This window comes from Rhodococcus sp. IEGM 1318, assembly GCF_033142465.1.
Taxonomy (GTDB): domain Bacteria; phylum Actinomycetota; class Actinomycetes; order Mycobacteriales; family Mycobacteriaceae; genus Rhodococcus_F; species Rhodococcus_F qingshengii_B.
The window spans coordinates 404,639-420,630 of the sequence record NZ_JAWLSC010000003.1 but is presented as its reverse complement, the minus strand read 5'-3'; the positions used below and the strand labels follow the sequence as shown (position 1 = coordinate 420,630).

The following is a 15,992-nucleotide window of genomic DNA, read 5'->3' as shown; positions in this document are numbered from 1 at the left end:
GGCACCTACATGTCGAGTCCGAGGTCGAGCACCGTCACCGAGTGAGTCAGTGCACCTACGGCCAGGTAGTCGACGCCGGTTCGGGCGTACTCTGCGGCAACGTCGATGGTGAGACCGCCCGAGGACTCGAGCTTGGTTTCGGGAGCAACAGCGTCGCGGCGTTGGACCGCAATCTGCGTCTGCCAGAGCGGAAAGTTGTCCAGCAGAACAAGTTCGACCTTTTCCGCCAGCACTTGATCGAGCTGAGTGAGATTGTCGACCTCGACTTCACACTCGATGTCCGGCGCGAGTTCTCGGACGGCGCGAAGTGCAGCAACCACCGAACCGGCAGCAGCAACGTGGTTGTCCTTGATCAATGCGGCGTCACCCAACCCCATGCGGTGGTTGACTCCCCCGCCCACGTGAACCGCATATTTCTGCAGAGAGCGCAGGCCGGGCAGCGTCTTTCGACTGTCACGCACTTTGGCATGAGTGCCGGCGATGGCGTCGACCCACTGTGATGTCGCCGTGGCGATCCCCGAGAGATGGCAGACGAGGTTGAGCATCGTCCGCTCTGCCGTGAGAAGTCCGCGGGTGGGCGCGACAACGGTGAGCACCGATTGACCTGGCGCAACCCGAGTTCCTTCGGAGACCCGACCGACGACCTCGTAGTTACCCGCGCCGATCACCTCGTCGAGAACAAGCAGTCCGACGTCGATGCCGGCGACGATACCCGATGAGCGTGACACGACCGAAGCCTTCGAGACCGCATCAGCGGGAACCGTTGCGGTAGAGGTGATATCGGGGCCATAGCGCAGATCCTCGTCGAGAGCGAGCCTGACCAATGTGAGCAGCTCGTCACGGTCGAGCGGCGCGGGCAGGATCTTCTGCTCGGTCATCAATGAACTCCTGTCAACAACATGTCGAGTATTTGGAGCGCTCCATCGGCGCCCATCTTGATCCGAGTGCTGCGACGCTGATTCGGATCTGTTCCAGGATAGTCGGTGCGGGTATGGCAGCCACGGCTCTCGGTTCGCGCCACGGCCACGTCGACCAATGCAGTTGCGGTCAGTGTGAGCGCCGAGTCTTCGAGGTCCGGAGCAGCCACCGCCACTGTCTGTTCAGCGTCGGCAAGCGCGGCTCGCGCAGTCTGGAGACCGCCTCCGTCGCGAACCACCGACGCGTGTGCCGTCATGACGGACTGCACGGTCTCTCGCGGCATGATCGGCATCGGCTTGCGCACCACGTTGACCACTTCGGCATGGACATCGCGACGCTCGGCAGCTGCGATTCCTGCACGCTCCCCGACTACCAAACCCTCGAGAAGGCTGTTGGACGCAAGGCGATTCGCGCCGTGCAATCCCGTGCGAGCCACTTCACCCGCTGCGTAGAGTCCAGGCACTCCCGTTCGTCCATGGACGTCGGTGGCGACTCCCCCGCACGAATAGTGCGCGGCCGGAGCCACCGGAATGAGTTGAGTGCGTGGATCGATGCCCGCTTCGAGGCAGGACGCGGTGATGGTCGGGAATCTCGAATCGAAGCCGTCGAGCTTTCGTGCGTCGAGATAGACGTGATGGGTGCCGAGATCTCGTAGGCGTGCTGCGATTGCCCGCGAAACCACATCACGCGGGGCGAGATCACCCAGCGGATGAACACCTGCGGTGACCGAATCACCGTTGGTGTCGACAAGAATCGCACCCTCGCCGCGGACCGCCTCACTGATCAGGGGTCGGCGGCCTACCCCACCCGGAGTGAAGAGCACCGTCGGATGGAACTGAACGAACTCCAGGTCGGCAATCGCCGCACCAGCTTCGAGTGCCAACGCGATTCCGTCGGCAGTTGCGCCTGGCGGATTTGTGCTGCAGGCATACAGCTGACCGAGTCCGCCGGTAGCGAGCAGTACCGCTGGTGCATGGATCACCCCGAGGCCTTCCGGGGAGGAGACGATGAGTCCACACACCCCACGGCGGTTGGTCACCACCTGAACTGCCGCCGCACCGAACAGGACGGGCAGGCCGGCAGCATTGAGGGCTCGCTGCACTTCTGCGCCCGTGGCGTCGCCGCCGGCGTGGATGATCCGACGTGTGCTGTGCCCACCCTCGCGGGTGCGCGACACCTCGCCGTCTCGCCCGCGATCGAAGACCGCTCCCAACGCGGCCAGCGCTGCAACAGCATCGTGACCAGCTTCGACGATGGAATAGACGGCTTCCTCGTCGCACAAACCGACGCCGGCCTCACACGTATCCGCAACGTGCGATTCGACGGAATCCGTATTCAGATCGTCGACGACGGCGATGCCGCCCTGCGCGTACTGAGTCGAGGTGTCCGTCGGACCACCCTTGCTGACCGTGAGTACTTTCAGCCCCCGCAGAGAAGCGGTGCGCGCAGCGGTGAGGCCCGCGACACCGCCTCCCACGACGACCAGGTCGGCATGAGCCTCCCAGGCGAAACGCCCGGCAGGGCTGGTCACTCGCCGCCGCCCGGATTACCGATCTCGATCATGCGCTGCACCGATTTCTGCGCACGCTTGGCCATCTCGAGATCGACGTGGACCTCGTCCTTGCCCTCGAGAAGGCAGCGAAGCAACGCGGCAGGCGTGATCATCTTCATGTACGGGCACGATGCGCGGTCGTTGACGGCCTGGAAATCTACGTCGGGCGCCGCCTTACGCAACTGGTGCAGCATCCCGATCTCGGTCGCGACCAGAACCTGCTTGCTCTTGGTGACGCGGGCAGCGTCGAGCATTCCGCCGGTGGAAAGGATCTTGACCTTGTCCGCGGGGACCGCGCCTTCGCCGGCGAGGTACAGAGCCGAAGTGGCGCAACCACATTCAGGATGTACGAACAGCTCGGCGTCGGGGTGCGACTTGGACTTGGCCGTCAGCTCGTCACCGTTGATGCCGGCGTGCACGTGGCACTCGCCCGCCCAGATCTGCATGTTGGTACGGCCGGTCACGCGCTTGACGTGCGCTCCCAGGAACTGGTCCGGCAGGAACAGAACCTCGCGGTCGGGATCGATCGAGTTGACCACGTCGACGGCATTGGACGAGGTGCAGCAGATGTCGGTGAGTCCCTTCACCTCTGCCGTGGTGTTGACGTACGACACCACCAGCGCGTCCGGGTTGTCGGCCTTCCACTCACGAAGCTGCTCGGCATTGATCGAGTCGGCCAGCGAGCAGCCAGCTCGCTCGTCGGGGATCAGCACGGTCTTGGACGGCGACAGGATCTTCGCGGTCTCGGCCATGAAGTGCACACCGCAGAAGACAATCGTGTCCTCGGGTGCCTCGGCCGCGATTCGCGAAAGCGCCAGGGAATCTCCGACGTGATCGGCGACGTCCTGAATCGCAGGCAGCTGGTAGTTGTGCGCAAGAATCGTCGCGCCGCGTTCGCGAGCCAGACGTTTGATCTCAGCGGCCCACTCGGGGGTCGCTTCGACTCCGTTGTATCCGCCGGGGCCGTCGTGAATCTGCGAGGCCGATCCCTCCCATAACGTCGTGGTCGTCATGGCGTTCTCCTTCACCGTGAACCCGGGCTCGTCACCCAGTTCAAATCCGGACGGGCTGGCCCGGATTTCCGTATTCGAGGTTTTCGACTTAGGATCGAAAACGTGCCCAATAGTAACACCACCCACGAAGTGCTTGCAGCGGTGTTCCAAGTTCGCACCTTCCCCGCAAGCATCGCCGCAGGTGACGGCGACCACTGCCCACAAGGGCGTGAAGAGTTGGCCGTGCTGCTGTGGCAGCGCGCACTCAACCCGCAGAAGGGCACGTGGTCCCTGCCCGGGGGCACTTTGCGCGACGACGAGGACTTGACGACGTCCGCTCGACGACTCCTCGCCGAGAAGGTCGACCTACGAAAGGTCGCCCACCTCGAACAACTCTCCGTCTTCAGTGATCCACAACGTGTGCCGGGCCCGCGCCGCATCGCGTCGACCTTCCTCGGACTCGTTCCCCTCAGTGCCGATCCACAACTTCCACCGGACACTGCCTGGCACCCCGTTTCGAAATTGCCGGAGATGTCGTTCGATCACGGAACCGTCGTGCGGCACGCGCGCAATCGACTGGCTGCAAAACTCTCCTACACCAATATCGCATTCGGGCTGGCGCCCGAAGAATTCGCGATGTCGACGCTTCGCGAAATCTACTGCGCTGCACTCGGTTACCAGGTCGATGCCACCAACTTGCAACGCGTGCTGGGGCGTCGAGGCGTTCTGACTCCCACCGGCAACACCGCACCGTCCGGCAAGTCGGGCGGACGTCCACCGGCACTGTACCGTTTCACCGACTCCACCTTGCGAGTCACCGACGAATTCGCCGCACTACGGCCACCGAGCTGACACTGATCATACTGTCAGGCAACAGCTTCGAGACTTCCGCGCTGCAACCACACCGAGGCCACGGCGCCGGCCGGATCGATGACCCGGTTGATTGCACCGAACCGTGTCGTCACCCGATCGAGAATCCGACCGGCCTGCAAACGATCTGTCGGATCGGCGACAATCGCAAAGAAGCGATGGGCGGGTTTTCCCGCCATGACGCGCACCAATTCGGTGACCGTCCGCGCCGTGACTGCCACGCTCCAACCAGCGTCGAGAAACTCGGCGGCAGTGCGCGCACCGTGCTCGAATCCGATGTCCGTGACAAGTACAACTCCCCTGTTCGGGGCGATCTCTGAAACACTCATTGCGGAACCTCCAGTCGGAATCAAACTCTTGACTCCTATGTAAGTCCGCAATCTTGTGCTTCCCTTGTGCTGGTTCTGTGAGAACTCTGGGGATTTGCGCGCCCCACCTCAGACAGATCGAGACAGCCCCGCCCAGAAGACCGTCGAGGCCGCGTTCACCACATCGCCGACCGGTACGTCGCCCAACATTCCGCCCGCAGCAAGCGTCGCGACGCCATGGAACGTCGCAAAGGCAACCAGCGCAATACTTTCCGGATCGCCGGCGGCAATATCGCCCGCGGTCTGAGCTTCCGACACGAGCCGGACGGTCAGGTCCATCGTCGCGTGCCCCGCGTTGACGACAGTTTCGGCGGCGCCCGGTGCATGCTTGTTGCTGTACATCAACGACAAAAGTCCGGGATGATCCAGCGCAAAATCCACGTAGGCATTGGCGAGGGAGGAGAACCGGGCCCTCGCGGTCGGTGGAGCATCCGCGACTGCCCGCTCGAGCGCACCGGTCATCCGATGGAATCCACTTTCGGCCAAGGCATCGAGCAAAGCCTGGCGGTCACGAAAGTGCTTGCCCGGAGCCGCGTGGCTCACGCCCGCCTCGCGCGCAAGTTGCCTCAGCGACAACTTGTCGACACCATCTCGTTCGAGTGTTGCTTCGGCCGACGCCAGGAGTTCCTGTCGCAGACTGCCGTGGTGGTACGGCTGTTCGTGGGCGGGCATGGTGGCACCATATCAAAATGTTGTCATTGACAACTATGGTGCCAGTGCCTACATTTGGGATCACCCGAACCGAAGGAGCCACCATGGCCATCGACGTAGCCGGAACCACCGTCCTCATCACCGGAGCCAGCGCTGGACTCGGCGTGGAATTCGCTCATCGCTTTGCCGCTCGCGGCGCAAACCTCGTTCTGGTCGCCAGACGGGCGGACCGCCTCGAAGCACTCGCCACCGAACTTCGTGGCACGCACGGCATCACCGTGACAGTTCTGCCCGTCGACCTGGCCGCACCCGGCGTCGGCGCGACCCTGCACCAAGAACTCGCCAGTCGCGACATCACGGTCACGTCCCTGATCAACAACGCCGGATTCGGAACACACGGAGCATTCGTGGACGAAAACCTCGAACGCGTCACGTCCGAAATTCAGCTCAACATCGCCACACTCGTCGAACTGACGCACACATTCCTGCCCGACCTTCTCACCGGCCGCGGAGCACTGGTCAACATCGCCAGCACCGCGTCGTTCCAGCCGACACCGGGCATGGCGGTCTACGGCGCATCCAAGGCTTTTGTACTCAACTTCACCGAAGCACTCTGGGCAGAAGCTCGCGGTAGCGGATTGACCGTGTTGGCGGTGTGCCCCGGTCCGACGCGGACCGAGTTCTTCGACGTCGTCGGCTCGGAAGATGCTGCGGTCGGGCGAATGCAGACGGCAACTCAGGTGGTGGACACAGCTTTCCGGGCACTGGATCGACGCAACGCGCCGCCGACCGTCGTATCAGGATTGCCGAACTGGGTGTCCTCGATCAGCACTCGCTTCGCAACCCGCCGGTTGGGGGCGCTGATTTCGGGCCGACTGCTGGGTGACGTGCGAATGAAGTCCGAAGCGAAGCGCTCGTCGACGTCGCCTGCGTAGCGACATAACAGTTACGGGAGCTTCGGCTGGATCTCATCGTCGGCCTGTTCGGTCTCGGTGGCCGGATCCCCAGATTCCGGATCCCCAGATTCCAGATGGTCACCCACACCGAGGTCGTCGTACGGATTGAGCACTGCGAGAACTAAAGTCACGACGCACGCCGCGAGCGGCTGAAACAGAAGGACGAGCAAGGTGCCGATGTTCGGCGCCCGCGCGATGATCTCCCCGACCGCCAGATTGTCGGCCATCGGGAAACGCAGTTTGGTCACGCCCGAACCCACGAGTGCCATCAGACCCGCTCCCACCGCTGAGCCGACGATCAACCCGCCCAGGGCATACGGGCCTCGACTCAGGCGTGCCAGCCACGCAGCCACTGCCGACAGCACACCGACGATCAGTGCCAGCCAGATGAATGCAGCGCTCGCGTCGAACTGGTGAAGACTCTCACCTGTCAACGCGACGCCGCGCCCCTCGGACACCACCAACAGGTGCTCGGCCGGAGCCAAGAACGCCCACAGCACACCAACGAGCACGCTCACGCCCGCAGTGGTTGCGGCGATCACGATCGCGGTACGCAGACGAGTCTGCCGAAGAGAGATCACACAGAGTGACGCTACCTGCGGGCGACGTCGATCGAGTCGACGACACCGTGTCGGGAGCATTTCGCCCACCATCCGTCAGGACTGACCTGAACGATCATGCGACGCCCGCACTGCTCGCAGAAGCGAGGAGGCTCCAGCCCCATCGACGCCGCTGTCGGCGTCGGATCGTCGACACCGTCGACGATCCGACGCCCGGTGAACGGGTTGTACCGCTCCTCGGTCACCGGAGCGCTCACAGAGTGTCGTTCAGTGCTTTGATCGGCATCTGCAGATCGACCAACAGATCCAGATCCTTCTCGGCGGGACGCCCGAGGGTCGTCAGGTAGTTGCCGACGATGACGGCGTTGATTCCGCCGAGGATGCCCTGCTTGGCACCCAGGTCGCCGAGGGTGATCTCGCGTCCACCGGCGAAGCGCAGGATCGTGCGTGGCAGCGCGAGACGGAATGCCGCCACGGACTTGAGTGCCTCGCTGGCGGGCAACACGTCCAGATCACCGAACGGGGTACCCGGACGCGGGTTGAGGAAGTTGAGCGGGACCTCGTCCGGCTCCAGTTCAGCCAGGTTGGCCGCGAATTCTGCGCGCTGCTCCAGCGATTCGCCCATACCGAGGATTCCGCCGCAGCACACTTCCATGCCTGCTTCGCGAACCATCCGCAGGGTGTTCCAACGCTCTTCCCACGAGTGCGTGGTCACGACGTTCGGGAAATGCGACTTCGAGGTCTCCAAGTTGTGGTTGTACCGGTGCACACCCATGGCGGCCAGTTGGTCTACCTGTTCCTGGGTCAGCATGCCCAGCGAGCAGGCGATCTGGATGTCGACCTCGTTGCGGATCGCCTCGATGCCGGCGGCGACCTGAGCGAGCAACCGGGCGTCGGGTCCGCGGACGGCGGCCACGATGCAGAACTCGGTAGCGCCCGACTTCGCAGTCTGCTTGGCAGCCTCCACCAGGCTCGGGATGTCCAACCAGGCCGCGCGAACCGGCGACTGGAAGAGTCCGGACTGCGAGCAGAAATGACAGTCCTCGGGGCAGCCGCCCGTCTTGAGGCTGATGATGCCCTCGACCTCGACCTCCGGTCCACACCACTTCATACGCACATCGTGGGCGAGAGCCAGCAGGTCTTCGAGCCTGTCGTCGTCGAGTCGGAGTACGTCGAGCACCTGGCTTTCGGTCAGGCCAACTCCTCTTTCGAGAACTTGCTCGCGCGCCTGGTCGAGGATGTCGACCGTCGCAGGGGCCGTGCTAATCGGGGGCGGGGTCACAGACGTCTCCTTCAGAACCAGGAAAATTGAACACCGTACAAGTTGAACAGTGTTCACGTTAGAGACGTGGTGGAATACTGTCAAAGGCGGGTCCGATCGACATCCGATCGCGAGCGGTCAACAGCGAGGCGAAACGAGGGGAACAACAAGTGCAGTTGCGACGCGGCGACGTGCTGGACGGCGCCATGGCGATACTCGACGAGTTCGGGCTTGCCGACCTCACGATGCGCAGGCTCGCAACCTCACTGGGCGTCCAACCCGGCGCTCTCTACTGGCATTTCCCGAACAAACAGACCTTGCTCGGCGCGGTCGTCGACAAGATCCTCGAGGACCTCGACGCACCCACTGACGCAGAGACGTGGCAAGAGGCGTATTCCGAACTGGCACACAGACTTCGGTCTGCACTGCTGGCGCACCGCGACGGCGCCGAGTTGGTCAGCGCCACCTTCGCCTCACGAATGACAAGCAGCCAGGTGCGCGAGCACTTCGCGCAAGCCGGGCAAGAATCCGGCCTCTCACGCGAGCACGCCCAACTCGCGGCGTATGCCCTGCTGTATTACGTACTCGGCCATACCGTCGACGAGCAGTCCCGAGCGCAGATGGAAGAAATGGGGGCACTCACCCGGGCTCCCATCTCCCCCGACTCCCCCGACGTGATCGGCGGCGGTTCCGACGAGGACCTCCTCGACGGCGATCCGACAGTGCGCTTCCAGTTCGGCCTGGACCTCTTCATCGACGGAATTCGCACTCGCTTGAATTCGACCCTGAAGTCAGCCCACACCGAATCGGTTCTACGACACTCCTGACAGTCGCAGTAATGCAGTAGTGCCGGCCGCAACAATCACCACGACCACCAACGGGGCCTTGAACCAGGCGCAGATGCCTCCGGCCGCCACGCCGAACCCTCGCGCCGGCCCCGCAACGTCATGCCCGGTGAAGATCGTCGAGGTCGCAACCACTGCAAGCAACAGCACCACGACAGCACGATCGAGGGTCTTCTCAGCGAAACCCGAAAGCTTTACCCGAGCACGGAGCAGAACGCCGCTCACCCTCAAAGCGTAAGAGCCGCAAGCGAACACGACAATGCCGATCCAGACCGATGCGGTATTCATCGAACTTTCTCCCGGAACGGTATCGTCACCGCGAGGCTCAGCAGAGCTACGAGCGGCGCTGTACCCGACGGCAGGAACGGCGACGTGGCCACCGCAACCGCTGCACCGATCACACCGGCAAGCAATGTCACCTTTTCCCTCAGCGCGGGCAGGACGAGGGCCAAAATGACAACTGGAAAAGCGGCATCCAATCCCAACGCGGCCGGATCTTGTACGACGCCGCCGAGCAGCCCGCCCAGGAGCGCTCCGATCGGCCACGACACCGCGATCCCGATCCCACAGAACCAGAAAGCCGCACGCTTCTGCTTCACCGATCCCTGCGCCATGGCAACCGCGACGCTTTCGTCGTTGACCAGGTGCGCGCCGACCAACTTGCGCCAGCCCGAGCCCCTGTGCCGAGCCTCGCCGAGAAACGATCCCGCGGCCAATCCGTAGGCGAAGTTTCGGGAGTTGATCAGCAAGCCTGCTACAACTGCAGCGAGGGCGCCGCCTCCGGCCGCAATGATTCCGATGAACAGGAACTCCGAGGAGGCACCCAGGACCAGCACAGCCAAGGCAAGCAGCTGCCATATCGAGAATCCAGCTGATCCTGCCGTCACACCGTAGGACACGCCGACGACGGCCACGGAGAGACAGAGCAGCACAGTCACCCGGATCGTGTCGCGATCAACTGTTCGCCATAAAGAACGCATGTATTCTATGTTGAACGAAATGACACCGTTCGTCAAGAAAAACGATCGATCGGAGAATCGAACGATGGTCAGTGGTGAAACCGGCACGGATCAGAGCCCGCAGAAACTGGTGGCCGTCGCACTCAAACGCGAGCGCACCCGAGCGGGCCTGAGCCTCTCGGAGGTGGCCCGGCGCGCCGACATCGCCAAATCCACACTCTCCCAACTCGAATCCGGCCTCGGAAATCCGAGCCTCGAAACACTGTGGGCACTCGGCAACGCATTGGGTGTGCCATTCTCACAACTCGTCGACTCGCAGGCACAGACTGTTCAGTTGATTCGAGCCGGAGAAGGGCCGGCGATTGCGTCGGCTAACGCGTCGTACATCGCGACTCTCCTGGCGCCCAGCCCACCGAACGCACGCCGCGATCTGTATCGGATCGTCGCTGAACCGGGCGAGCCGCGCATTTCGTCTCCGCATGCCCGCGGCACCACCGAACACGTTGTGATCGGTACGGGGCGGGCCGAGGTCGGGCCGACCGCAGATCCGATCGAGCTCGGCCCGGGCGACTATCTCTCTTATCCTGGGGACGAGGAGCACATCTTTCGGGCACTCCAACCAGGTACGACGGCGATCATGGTTTCGGAGCACACCTGAGCCTCGATCAGTTTCGCCGATGAGTTTCGTCGCTGCGGGAAGTCTGTATCTGCGAGGTGATGTGGCCAGCGCCTCGATCACCGACGGCAGCAACGACCAACAGCAGGAGGACCCATGTCCGGATCCAGCATCAGCAGCATTTTGCTCTCGAGCACCAACCCCGAACGCTTGCGCGACTGGTACGCCGAGGCGTTCGCCCCGAAAGTCGACCGCACGCCGGGCGAACCTGGTTACGACGTCCTCGACTTCAACGGTTTCTACGTCATGCTCGACAGACGCGACGACGTCGGCGAGACCAACCCGCAGCCCGGCCGGATGTTCCTCAACGTCGAGACCGACGATGCCCGGTCGATCGCGCAGCGCATCGACGCACTCGGCGGACACTGGTTCGCCCCACTCGAAGACCGCGGGGGCAGTTTGTTCGCCACCGCGATCGACCCCGACGGAAACTACGTTCAGATCATCGAGTTCAGCGAGGAAGCCAGGGCTGAGATGGAATCCGGAATGACGGATTCCCAACTCACCTAGTCCGGCAACAGCTAGGAACGGAGACAGTCATGCTCGCAGACAAAAAAGCATTCAGCGGATTTTCGGTGACTGACATCGACGCTGCAAAGAAGTTCTACGGCGAAACGCTCGGGCTGAAAGTGACCGACGAAGACATGGGACTCATTCGCCTACATCTTGCCGGCGGAACCGAGATCCTGGTTTATCCGAAACCGAATCACGAAGCGGCGACCTACACGATCCTCAACTTCGTCGTCGACGACATCGACACAACCGTCGATCAACTGACCGCACGTGGTGTGGAGTTTCTGAAATACGACGGATTCCCCCAGGATGCGCGAGGCATCATGCGTGGCAACGGCCCCGATATCGCGTGGTTCACCGACCCTGCCGGCAATGTTCTGTCGGTAATCAAGGGGTCCTGACGCGCTTAACCGCTGAACAGCTGTGACTGCCGCTGTTCAGCGGTGTCGGTATTGGAGCGTTCCGCTGCCGCAGTTTCACGCTCGGCCGCCAATTGCTCGGCGCTTTTTGCGTCGACAACGGGCTCCGACGCACTGAGGTCGGAAAACAAGCCACTGTTCAATTCGTTCACATGCCACCCTTTTGCCTGGTCATCGTTGCCGCGCGCAGATAAACCTGCGTTAGAGATCGGTCGATGGCTACTTAAATACTGCCGCCGTACGGCGCCGACAAGACGCCGATGACTCAGCAGTTTCCTCACCCAGTCTTGCACGCCCGCGTTTTCCACGAGAAATTCGGTCCAGACGGGTTGTCATCGACCGCGTGCTGGAGCAATGTGAAAGATGAGCGCGGAGCAGGTCGGCAGCACTTTCGTCGGACACCTGGCCCCTCAATTCACCGCACAATTTTTGGAGGAATCATGTTGGGAATTGCTTTGGGCCTCGGCAGCGCCGCTGTCGGAATCGGCCTCGGACTGCTCGGCGCAGGAGCGGGAATTCTGCTGAGCGACAAGACCGTCAAAACCGCACGACGTGAACTCACCGCCTGACGAGGGCGAGCGCACCGAAAACGGCGAGCGCACCGAATACCTCGGCGTTGGAGTCAGCACTCGCGTGAACGCCGCGATGCGCCATCCCGCGCACTGGGTGTTCTCACGGGCCACGCGACGACGTGGCGTGCATACGGACGCGGTTGTTCCGGCCAGCGCCCAGGATGTGCTCGACAGGTTGACAGCACTTCGAATAAGCACGTGGAGTTACGGTTTCGACCACAAGTCGATCCGTCACCTGGGTCCGATGGCGCAAGATTTTGCGGCGATTTTCGGCTTGGGATCCAACACCCGTCGGATCTCGGCCGTCGATGCGAACGGCGTGTGCATGGCGAGCATCCAAGCCTTGAACCGCAAAATCGGCGCCCTCGAGACAAAAGTCAGCGCACTCGAGAAGGACCTCGACATACTGCGCACGGAGATGGGAGACACGAGAACGGATCGAAATACGTTAGAGATAAACAACAATCACAAATCCTCGATGCTCGACGAATTCGGTGGATCCACCGGTCTGTAGTTTGTTCGGTGTGACCGCCCCTGAATCAGACTCGGACTCAGACCCTAACGAGATTGCCGCACTGTTCGACGTGACATCCGACGCTGTCGGAGACGAACACGTCGAACAGACACTTTCCGAATTCGGCCTTGGCACAACGGAGATCACCGAGACCGCAGCCCGTATCCGGGCCAGTCGGTCGGAATTTCGTCGACTGCGCCGCCGCGAGAACGAATTGGCGGTCCTCTATTCGAGTGCGCGCGAGCTTGCGCAGGTTCGCGACGTCGACACACTGCTGCAGAGACTGGTCAACCGCGCACACGACATCATGGGTACCGACGTTACGTACCTGTCCGAATTCGATGTGGTAACCAGAGATCTGAACGTTCGAAAGACAGCAGGCGCGGTCTCACCGGAGCTCCAGCATCTGCAGGTTCCTGCGGGCGCCGGCTTGGTCAGCGCGATTGCCGAATCTCGTGCGGCCCAGTGGGTCCAGAACTACAGCGAATACACGCAGTCGCGGCACGACGAGGTGGTCGACGCCGCGATAGTCGCCGAGGGTCTGGTGGCGATTCTCGGCGTGCCGATGCTCTCGGACGGCCAGATCCTCGGAGTCCTGTTTGCCGCCGACCGCCGGGAACGACGATTCACCGCAGATCAGATCGCCCTGCTCTCTGCACTCGCGGATCACGCCTCGGTAGTCCTGCAAACGGCACGGGCGCTGGACCGCGCCGAGGAATCCGCCGCCGAGACCGGGAGAGCACTTGACGAGCTGCGCGAGCACGTGTCCGCGCGGGACAAATCGAACATCGTCCACCAGGATCTGATCTATGCCGTTCTCCGCGGCGGTGGCTACGCCCAGGTAGCACGAACTCTCAGCAGCGCACTCGAGCGCAGCACCGTCGTCGTCGACAACGAGCTACGCCCTCTCGTGACATCGTCGGGTGAGCAGATCACGACGGTGCCGTTGCCGCTACCTCGTGCCGTGTCCGATGCCATCACCCAGAGTCGCCGCAGTGGCCGATGCACGTATGTCGCTGATAACAGCGAGACCCTGATCCAACTCGTCAGCGCCGTCACCGCCGGAGAATCATTCCTCGGGGCCATCTTGCTGAATCGATCGGACGCGCCGATCGGACCCGTTGAACTCCGGACCGTGGAACGGGCAGCTCAGGTAACAGCGATTCTCGTGTTGCAACACTCGGCGGAAGCAGCAGCGGATCGGCGCGCACGTTCCGAACTGGTCGCCGACCTGTTGAGCACTGCGCCCGAACGACGGCGCGATCTCGAACGTCGGACCCGCAACCTCGGCATCTCCCTCAGCGAACTCGACACCGTCCTCGTGGTGTCGGTCGCTCCGGAACTCCGCACCGCAGCGCTCCGCGCAATCGGGCAGAGTCTGCCGGTCGGAGCTTTGGCGTCGCAGCACGCCGGATTGATCGCGGTGGTCTCGCGCTCGGGGAACCCTGCAGCCGCGGCGACCGTCGTTCACCGCCAGATCACCGGTTCGGTAGGACCTCACGCTGTAGTCATCGCGCCGGCGACAGCGGAGCGCCCCGAAGAACTCCCGGCGCGCTTCACCTCTGCGCTGCGCACGGCCCGCCTACTATCGGCGTTGGGCAAGACCGACGGCGCGGTCACGACTGCGTCGTACCTGCCGTACACCGTTCTGTTCGGTGAGAATCCGGAATCACTCCATCAGTTCGTCGACGAGGTAATCGGCCCGGTACTCGCCTACGACCGTGACAAGGACACCGATCTCACGGCGACCCTTCGGGCTCTGGTCCGCAACGACGGGAGCCCGACCAAGGCTGCCCGCGCACTCAACTATCACCCGAACACCGTCGTTCAGCGTCTCGACCGCATCCGTACGCTCCTCGGTCACTCGTGGCGCGAAGACGAGAACTTCTTTCGAGTGTCCATGGCGACGAGGCTCGACGAACTTCGAGAAGTGGGAACCGAAGAGGGTGGAAGCGACATCAACGACAGCGGCGATGGTGCATGACACTACAATTTCGACCGATCGATGTGTTGTAAACACGTGGTCTGGCAGGCATCAATCTCCCTACTGTGAAGCGGAGCACAGAACCACTCCAGGAGGACGACCCCCCGTGTCTATCAACAGCCGCATCGCCGATTTCCGGTCCTACGACGTCACCGCACGGCGCGCCGAGATCGTCCGCCAGACCGACCTGACCGAAGCAGACATCGCGGTCTACGACGCTGCCGACGGCCTCACCATCGATCAGGCCGATCGCATGGTCGAGAACGTCCTCGGCGTCATCGGCATCCCGGTCGGCGTAGCCACCAACTTCACGATCAACGGCAAGGACTACCTGATCCCCCTTGCCACCGAGGAGCCGTCGGTGGTCGCAGCTGCGAGTAACGCTGCTCGCATCGCACGCGGACTCGGGGGCTTTCACGTCTCGAGCACCCAGCCGATCATGCAAGCCCAGATTCAACTCGTCGACGTCGTGGATCCGTCAGCTGCCCGCATCCGGCTCCTCGAGGCACGGGAAGAAATCATTGCACTCGCCAACGAGCAGGACCCGAAGTTGGTCAGCGTCGGCGGTGGCGTGAAGGACATTTCGGTTCGCATCGTATCCTCGGACAAGGCCGTCTACGTCGTCCTCCACCTTCACGTCGACGTACGAGATGCGATGGGCGCCAACGCAGTCAACACGATGGCAGAGGCAATCGCGGATCGAGTGGCCGAGATCGGCGGCGGGCACGTCGTTCTTCGCATTCTCACCAACAAGGCAGATCTGCGGCTGACGCGCGTTCGCGCCGTGTTCGACGCCGAATTGGTCGGCGGTGCAGAGGTAGTGGACAACCTGATCCATGCCGCACGCTTGGCAGAGCTGGATCCCTACCGCGCTGCGACACACAACAAGGGCATCATGAACGGCATCAGCGCCGTGGTGTTGGCGACCGGAAACGACACGCGCGCAGTCGAAGCCGGGTGCCATTCCCACGCAGTCAACGCCGACGGAATCTACTCCTCACTCTCGCATTTCGAGAAGAATGCCGACGGCAACATCGTCGGTACCCTGGAGCTACCCATGCCGGTCGGCCTCGTCGGCGGCGCCACCAAGGTGCACCCGGTAGCGCAGGCCGCGATCAAGATGCTCGGCGTCGAGAGCGCCGAGGAACTCGCCGGCATCATCCTGGCAGTCGGTCTCGCACAGAACCTGGCTGCTGTCCGCGTTCTCGCCAGTGAGGGTGTCCAGCGCGGACACATGGGACTACACGCCCGCAACATCGCTGCCACCGCCGGAGCCCAGAAGAGCGAGATCGACGCCGTGGTTGCACGCCTGATCGCAGACAAGAGCATTCGCGTCGAACATGCCGAGAAGGTTCTCGCCGAGATCCGCGGCGGAAACTGAC

The 15,992-nt window shown here is 62.8% G+C and carries 21 protein-coding genes; 10 read left to right on the top strand and 11 right to left on the bottom strand.

Annotated features, from left to right (window positions below; all coding sequences use genetic code 11):
- Positions 1-5 precede the first annotated feature (5 nt).
- From nadC to nadA, 3 genes are read right to left on the bottom strand one after another with little or no spacing between them, the layout of a single operon-like run.
- A complete protein-coding gene (gene nadC / locus R4P65_RS10300; RefSeq protein ID WP_317826413.1) occupies positions 6-878 on the bottom strand; it encodes a carboxylating nicotinate-nucleotide diphosphorylase in 873 nt (290 codons plus the stop codon).
- Positions 878-2,449, bottom strand: coding sequence for an L-aspartate oxidase (locus R4P65_RS10295; protein ID WP_317826412.1), 1,572 nt, complete (start codon positions 2,447-2,449; stop codon positions 878-880). The genes nadC and R4P65_RS10295 overlap by 1 nt, the downstream gene beginning before the upstream one ends.
- On the bottom strand, positions 2,446-3,483 hold the full coding sequence (gene nadA / locus R4P65_RS10290) for a quinolinate synthase NadA (RefSeq protein WP_317826411.1): 1,038 nt from the start codon (positions 3,481-3,483) through the stop codon (positions 2,446-2,448). The genes R4P65_RS10295 and nadA overlap by 4 nt, the downstream gene beginning before the upstream one ends.
- 102 nt (positions 3,484-3,585) lie before the next feature.
- On the opposite strand from nadA, the gene R4P65_RS10285 reads away from it, so the two are divergent.
- Positions 3,586-4,314 (top strand): NUDIX hydrolase, encoded by a 729-nt coding sequence (locus R4P65_RS10285; protein ID WP_007733069.1) that lies wholly within the window; start codon positions 3,586-3,588, stop codon positions 4,312-4,314.
- A gap of 14 nt (positions 4,315-4,328) precedes the next feature.
- On the opposite strand, the gene R4P65_RS10280 is transcribed toward R4P65_RS10285, so the two are convergent.
- Both R4P65_RS10280 and R4P65_RS10275 read right to left on the bottom strand, forming a co-directional pair.
- Complete coding sequence (locus tag R4P65_RS10280) at positions 4,329-4,661, bottom strand: short-chain dehydrogenase (protein WP_317826410.1); 333 nt, start codon at positions 4,659-4,661, stop codon at positions 4,329-4,331.
- A 108-nt stretch (positions 4,662-4,769) separates the two neighbouring features.
- Positions 4,770-5,372, bottom strand: coding sequence for a TetR/AcrR family transcriptional regulator (locus R4P65_RS10275; protein WP_230813450.1), 603 nt, complete (start codon positions 5,370-5,372; stop codon positions 4,770-4,772).
- Positions 5,373-5,455: 83 nt separating this feature from the next.
- Between R4P65_RS10275 and R4P65_RS10270 the strand changes: the two genes are divergently transcribed.
- Positions 5,456-6,286, top strand: coding sequence for an SDR family oxidoreductase (locus R4P65_RS10270; protein WP_317826409.1), 831 nt, complete (start codon positions 5,456-5,458; stop codon positions 6,284-6,286).
- A gap of 11 nt (positions 6,287-6,297) precedes the next feature.
- Here R4P65_RS10270 and R4P65_RS10265 read toward each other — a convergent pair whose 3' ends face one another.
- The 3 genes from R4P65_RS10265 to bioB are packed head-to-tail and all read right to left on the bottom strand — an operon-like array spanning position 6,298 to position 8,134.
- Positions 6,298-6,888 (bottom strand): DUF2567 domain-containing protein, encoded by a 591-nt coding sequence (locus R4P65_RS10265; RefSeq protein WP_317826408.1) that lies wholly within the window; start codon positions 6,886-6,888, stop codon positions 6,298-6,300.
- 11 nt (positions 6,889-6,899) lie between these two features.
- Positions 6,900-7,124: a hypothetical protein gene (locus tag R4P65_RS10260; RefSeq protein WP_230813453.1), complete on the bottom strand. Its 225-nt coding sequence runs from the start codon at positions 7,122-7,124 to the stop codon at positions 6,900-6,902.
- Positions 7,121-8,134, bottom strand: a complete 1,014-nt coding sequence (gene bioB, locus R4P65_RS10255; protein WP_024487821.1) for a biotin synthase BioB — start codon at positions 8,132-8,134, stop codon at positions 7,121-7,123. The genes R4P65_RS10260 and bioB overlap by 4 nt, the downstream gene beginning before the upstream one ends.
- A 164-nt stretch (positions 8,135-8,298) precedes the next feature.
- Here bioB and R4P65_RS10250 point away from each other — a divergent pair, with 164 nt between their 5' ends.
- A complete protein-coding gene (locus R4P65_RS10250; protein ID WP_317826407.1) occupies positions 8,299-8,955 on the top strand; it encodes a TetR/AcrR family transcriptional regulator C-terminal domain-containing protein in 657 nt (218 codons plus the stop codon).
- Here R4P65_RS10250 and R4P65_RS10245 read toward each other — a convergent pair.
- Together R4P65_RS10245 and R4P65_RS10240 are read right to left on the bottom strand one after the other, a co-directional pair.
- The gene (locus tag R4P65_RS10245) at positions 8,941-9,261 is read right to left on the bottom strand and encodes an AzlD domain-containing protein (RefSeq protein WP_317826406.1); all 321 of its coding nucleotides are present in this window, start codon (positions 9,259-9,261) and stop codon (positions 8,941-8,943) included. The genes R4P65_RS10250 and R4P65_RS10245 overlap by 15 nt on opposite strands.
- The gene (locus R4P65_RS10240; RefSeq protein ID WP_317826405.1) at positions 9,258-9,953 is read right to left on the bottom strand and encodes an AzlC family ABC transporter permease; all 696 of its coding nucleotides are present in this window, start codon (positions 9,951-9,953) and stop codon (positions 9,258-9,260) included. The genes R4P65_RS10245 and R4P65_RS10240 overlap by 4 nt, the downstream gene beginning before the upstream one ends.
- 64 nt (positions 9,954-10,017) lie before the next feature.
- Between R4P65_RS10240 and R4P65_RS10235 the strand changes: the two genes are divergently transcribed.
- The 3 genes from R4P65_RS10235 to R4P65_RS10225 all read left to right on the top strand — a co-directional run bounded on the left by R4P65_RS10235 (position 10,018) and on the right by R4P65_RS10225 (position 11,522).
- Complete coding sequence (locus R4P65_RS10235) at positions 10,018-10,590, top strand: helix-turn-helix domain-containing protein (protein WP_230813457.1); 573 nt, start codon at positions 10,018-10,020, stop codon at positions 10,588-10,590.
- Between the two features lie 114 nt (positions 10,591-10,704).
- Complete coding sequence (locus R4P65_RS10230; RefSeq protein ID WP_317826404.1) at positions 10,705-11,118, top strand: VOC family protein; 414 nt, start codon at positions 10,705-10,707, stop codon at positions 11,116-11,118.
- 29 nt (positions 11,119-11,147) lie between these two features.
- Positions 11,148-11,522: a VOC family protein gene (locus R4P65_RS10225; RefSeq protein ID WP_317826403.1), complete on the top strand. Its 375-nt coding sequence runs from the start codon at positions 11,148-11,150 to the stop codon at positions 11,520-11,522.
- A gap of 5 nt (positions 11,523-11,527) precedes the next feature.
- Here the strand turns inward: R4P65_RS10225 and R4P65_RS10220 are convergent, their stop codons facing one another.
- Positions 11,528-11,848, bottom strand: coding sequence for a hypothetical protein (locus R4P65_RS10220; protein WP_317826402.1), 321 nt, complete (start codon positions 11,846-11,848; stop codon positions 11,528-11,530).
- Between the two features lie 132 nt (positions 11,849-11,980).
- On the opposite strand from R4P65_RS10220, the gene R4P65_RS10215 reads away from it, so the two are divergent.
- The 4 genes from R4P65_RS10215 to R4P65_RS10200 all read left to right on the top strand — a co-directional run bounded on the left by R4P65_RS10215 (position 11,981) and on the right by R4P65_RS10200 (position 15,991).
- On the top strand, positions 11,981-12,109 hold the full coding sequence (locus R4P65_RS10215; protein ID WP_003941742.1) for a hypothetical protein: 129 nt from the start codon (positions 11,981-11,983) through the stop codon (positions 12,107-12,109).
- The gene (locus R4P65_RS10210) at positions 12,093-12,626 is read left to right on the top strand and encodes a tail fiber domain-containing protein (protein ID WP_317826401.1); all 534 of its coding nucleotides are present in this window, start codon (positions 12,093-12,095) and stop codon (positions 12,624-12,626) included. Before R4P65_RS10215 ends, R4P65_RS10210 begins: the two co-directional genes overlap by 17 nt.
- Before the next feature lie 10 nt (positions 12,627-12,636).
- The gene (locus R4P65_RS10205) at positions 12,637-14,610 is read left to right on the top strand and encodes a helix-turn-helix domain-containing protein (RefSeq protein ID WP_317826400.1); all 1,974 of its coding nucleotides are present in this window, start codon (positions 12,637-12,639) and stop codon (positions 14,608-14,610) included.
- A 106-nt stretch (positions 14,611-14,716) separates the two neighbouring features.
- The gene (locus tag R4P65_RS10200) at positions 14,717-15,991 is read left to right on the top strand and encodes a hydroxymethylglutaryl-CoA reductase, degradative (protein ID WP_317826399.1); all 1,275 of its coding nucleotides are present in this window, start codon (positions 14,717-14,719) and stop codon (positions 15,989-15,991) included.
- The last annotated feature ends 1 nt before the right edge of the window (position 15,992 follow it).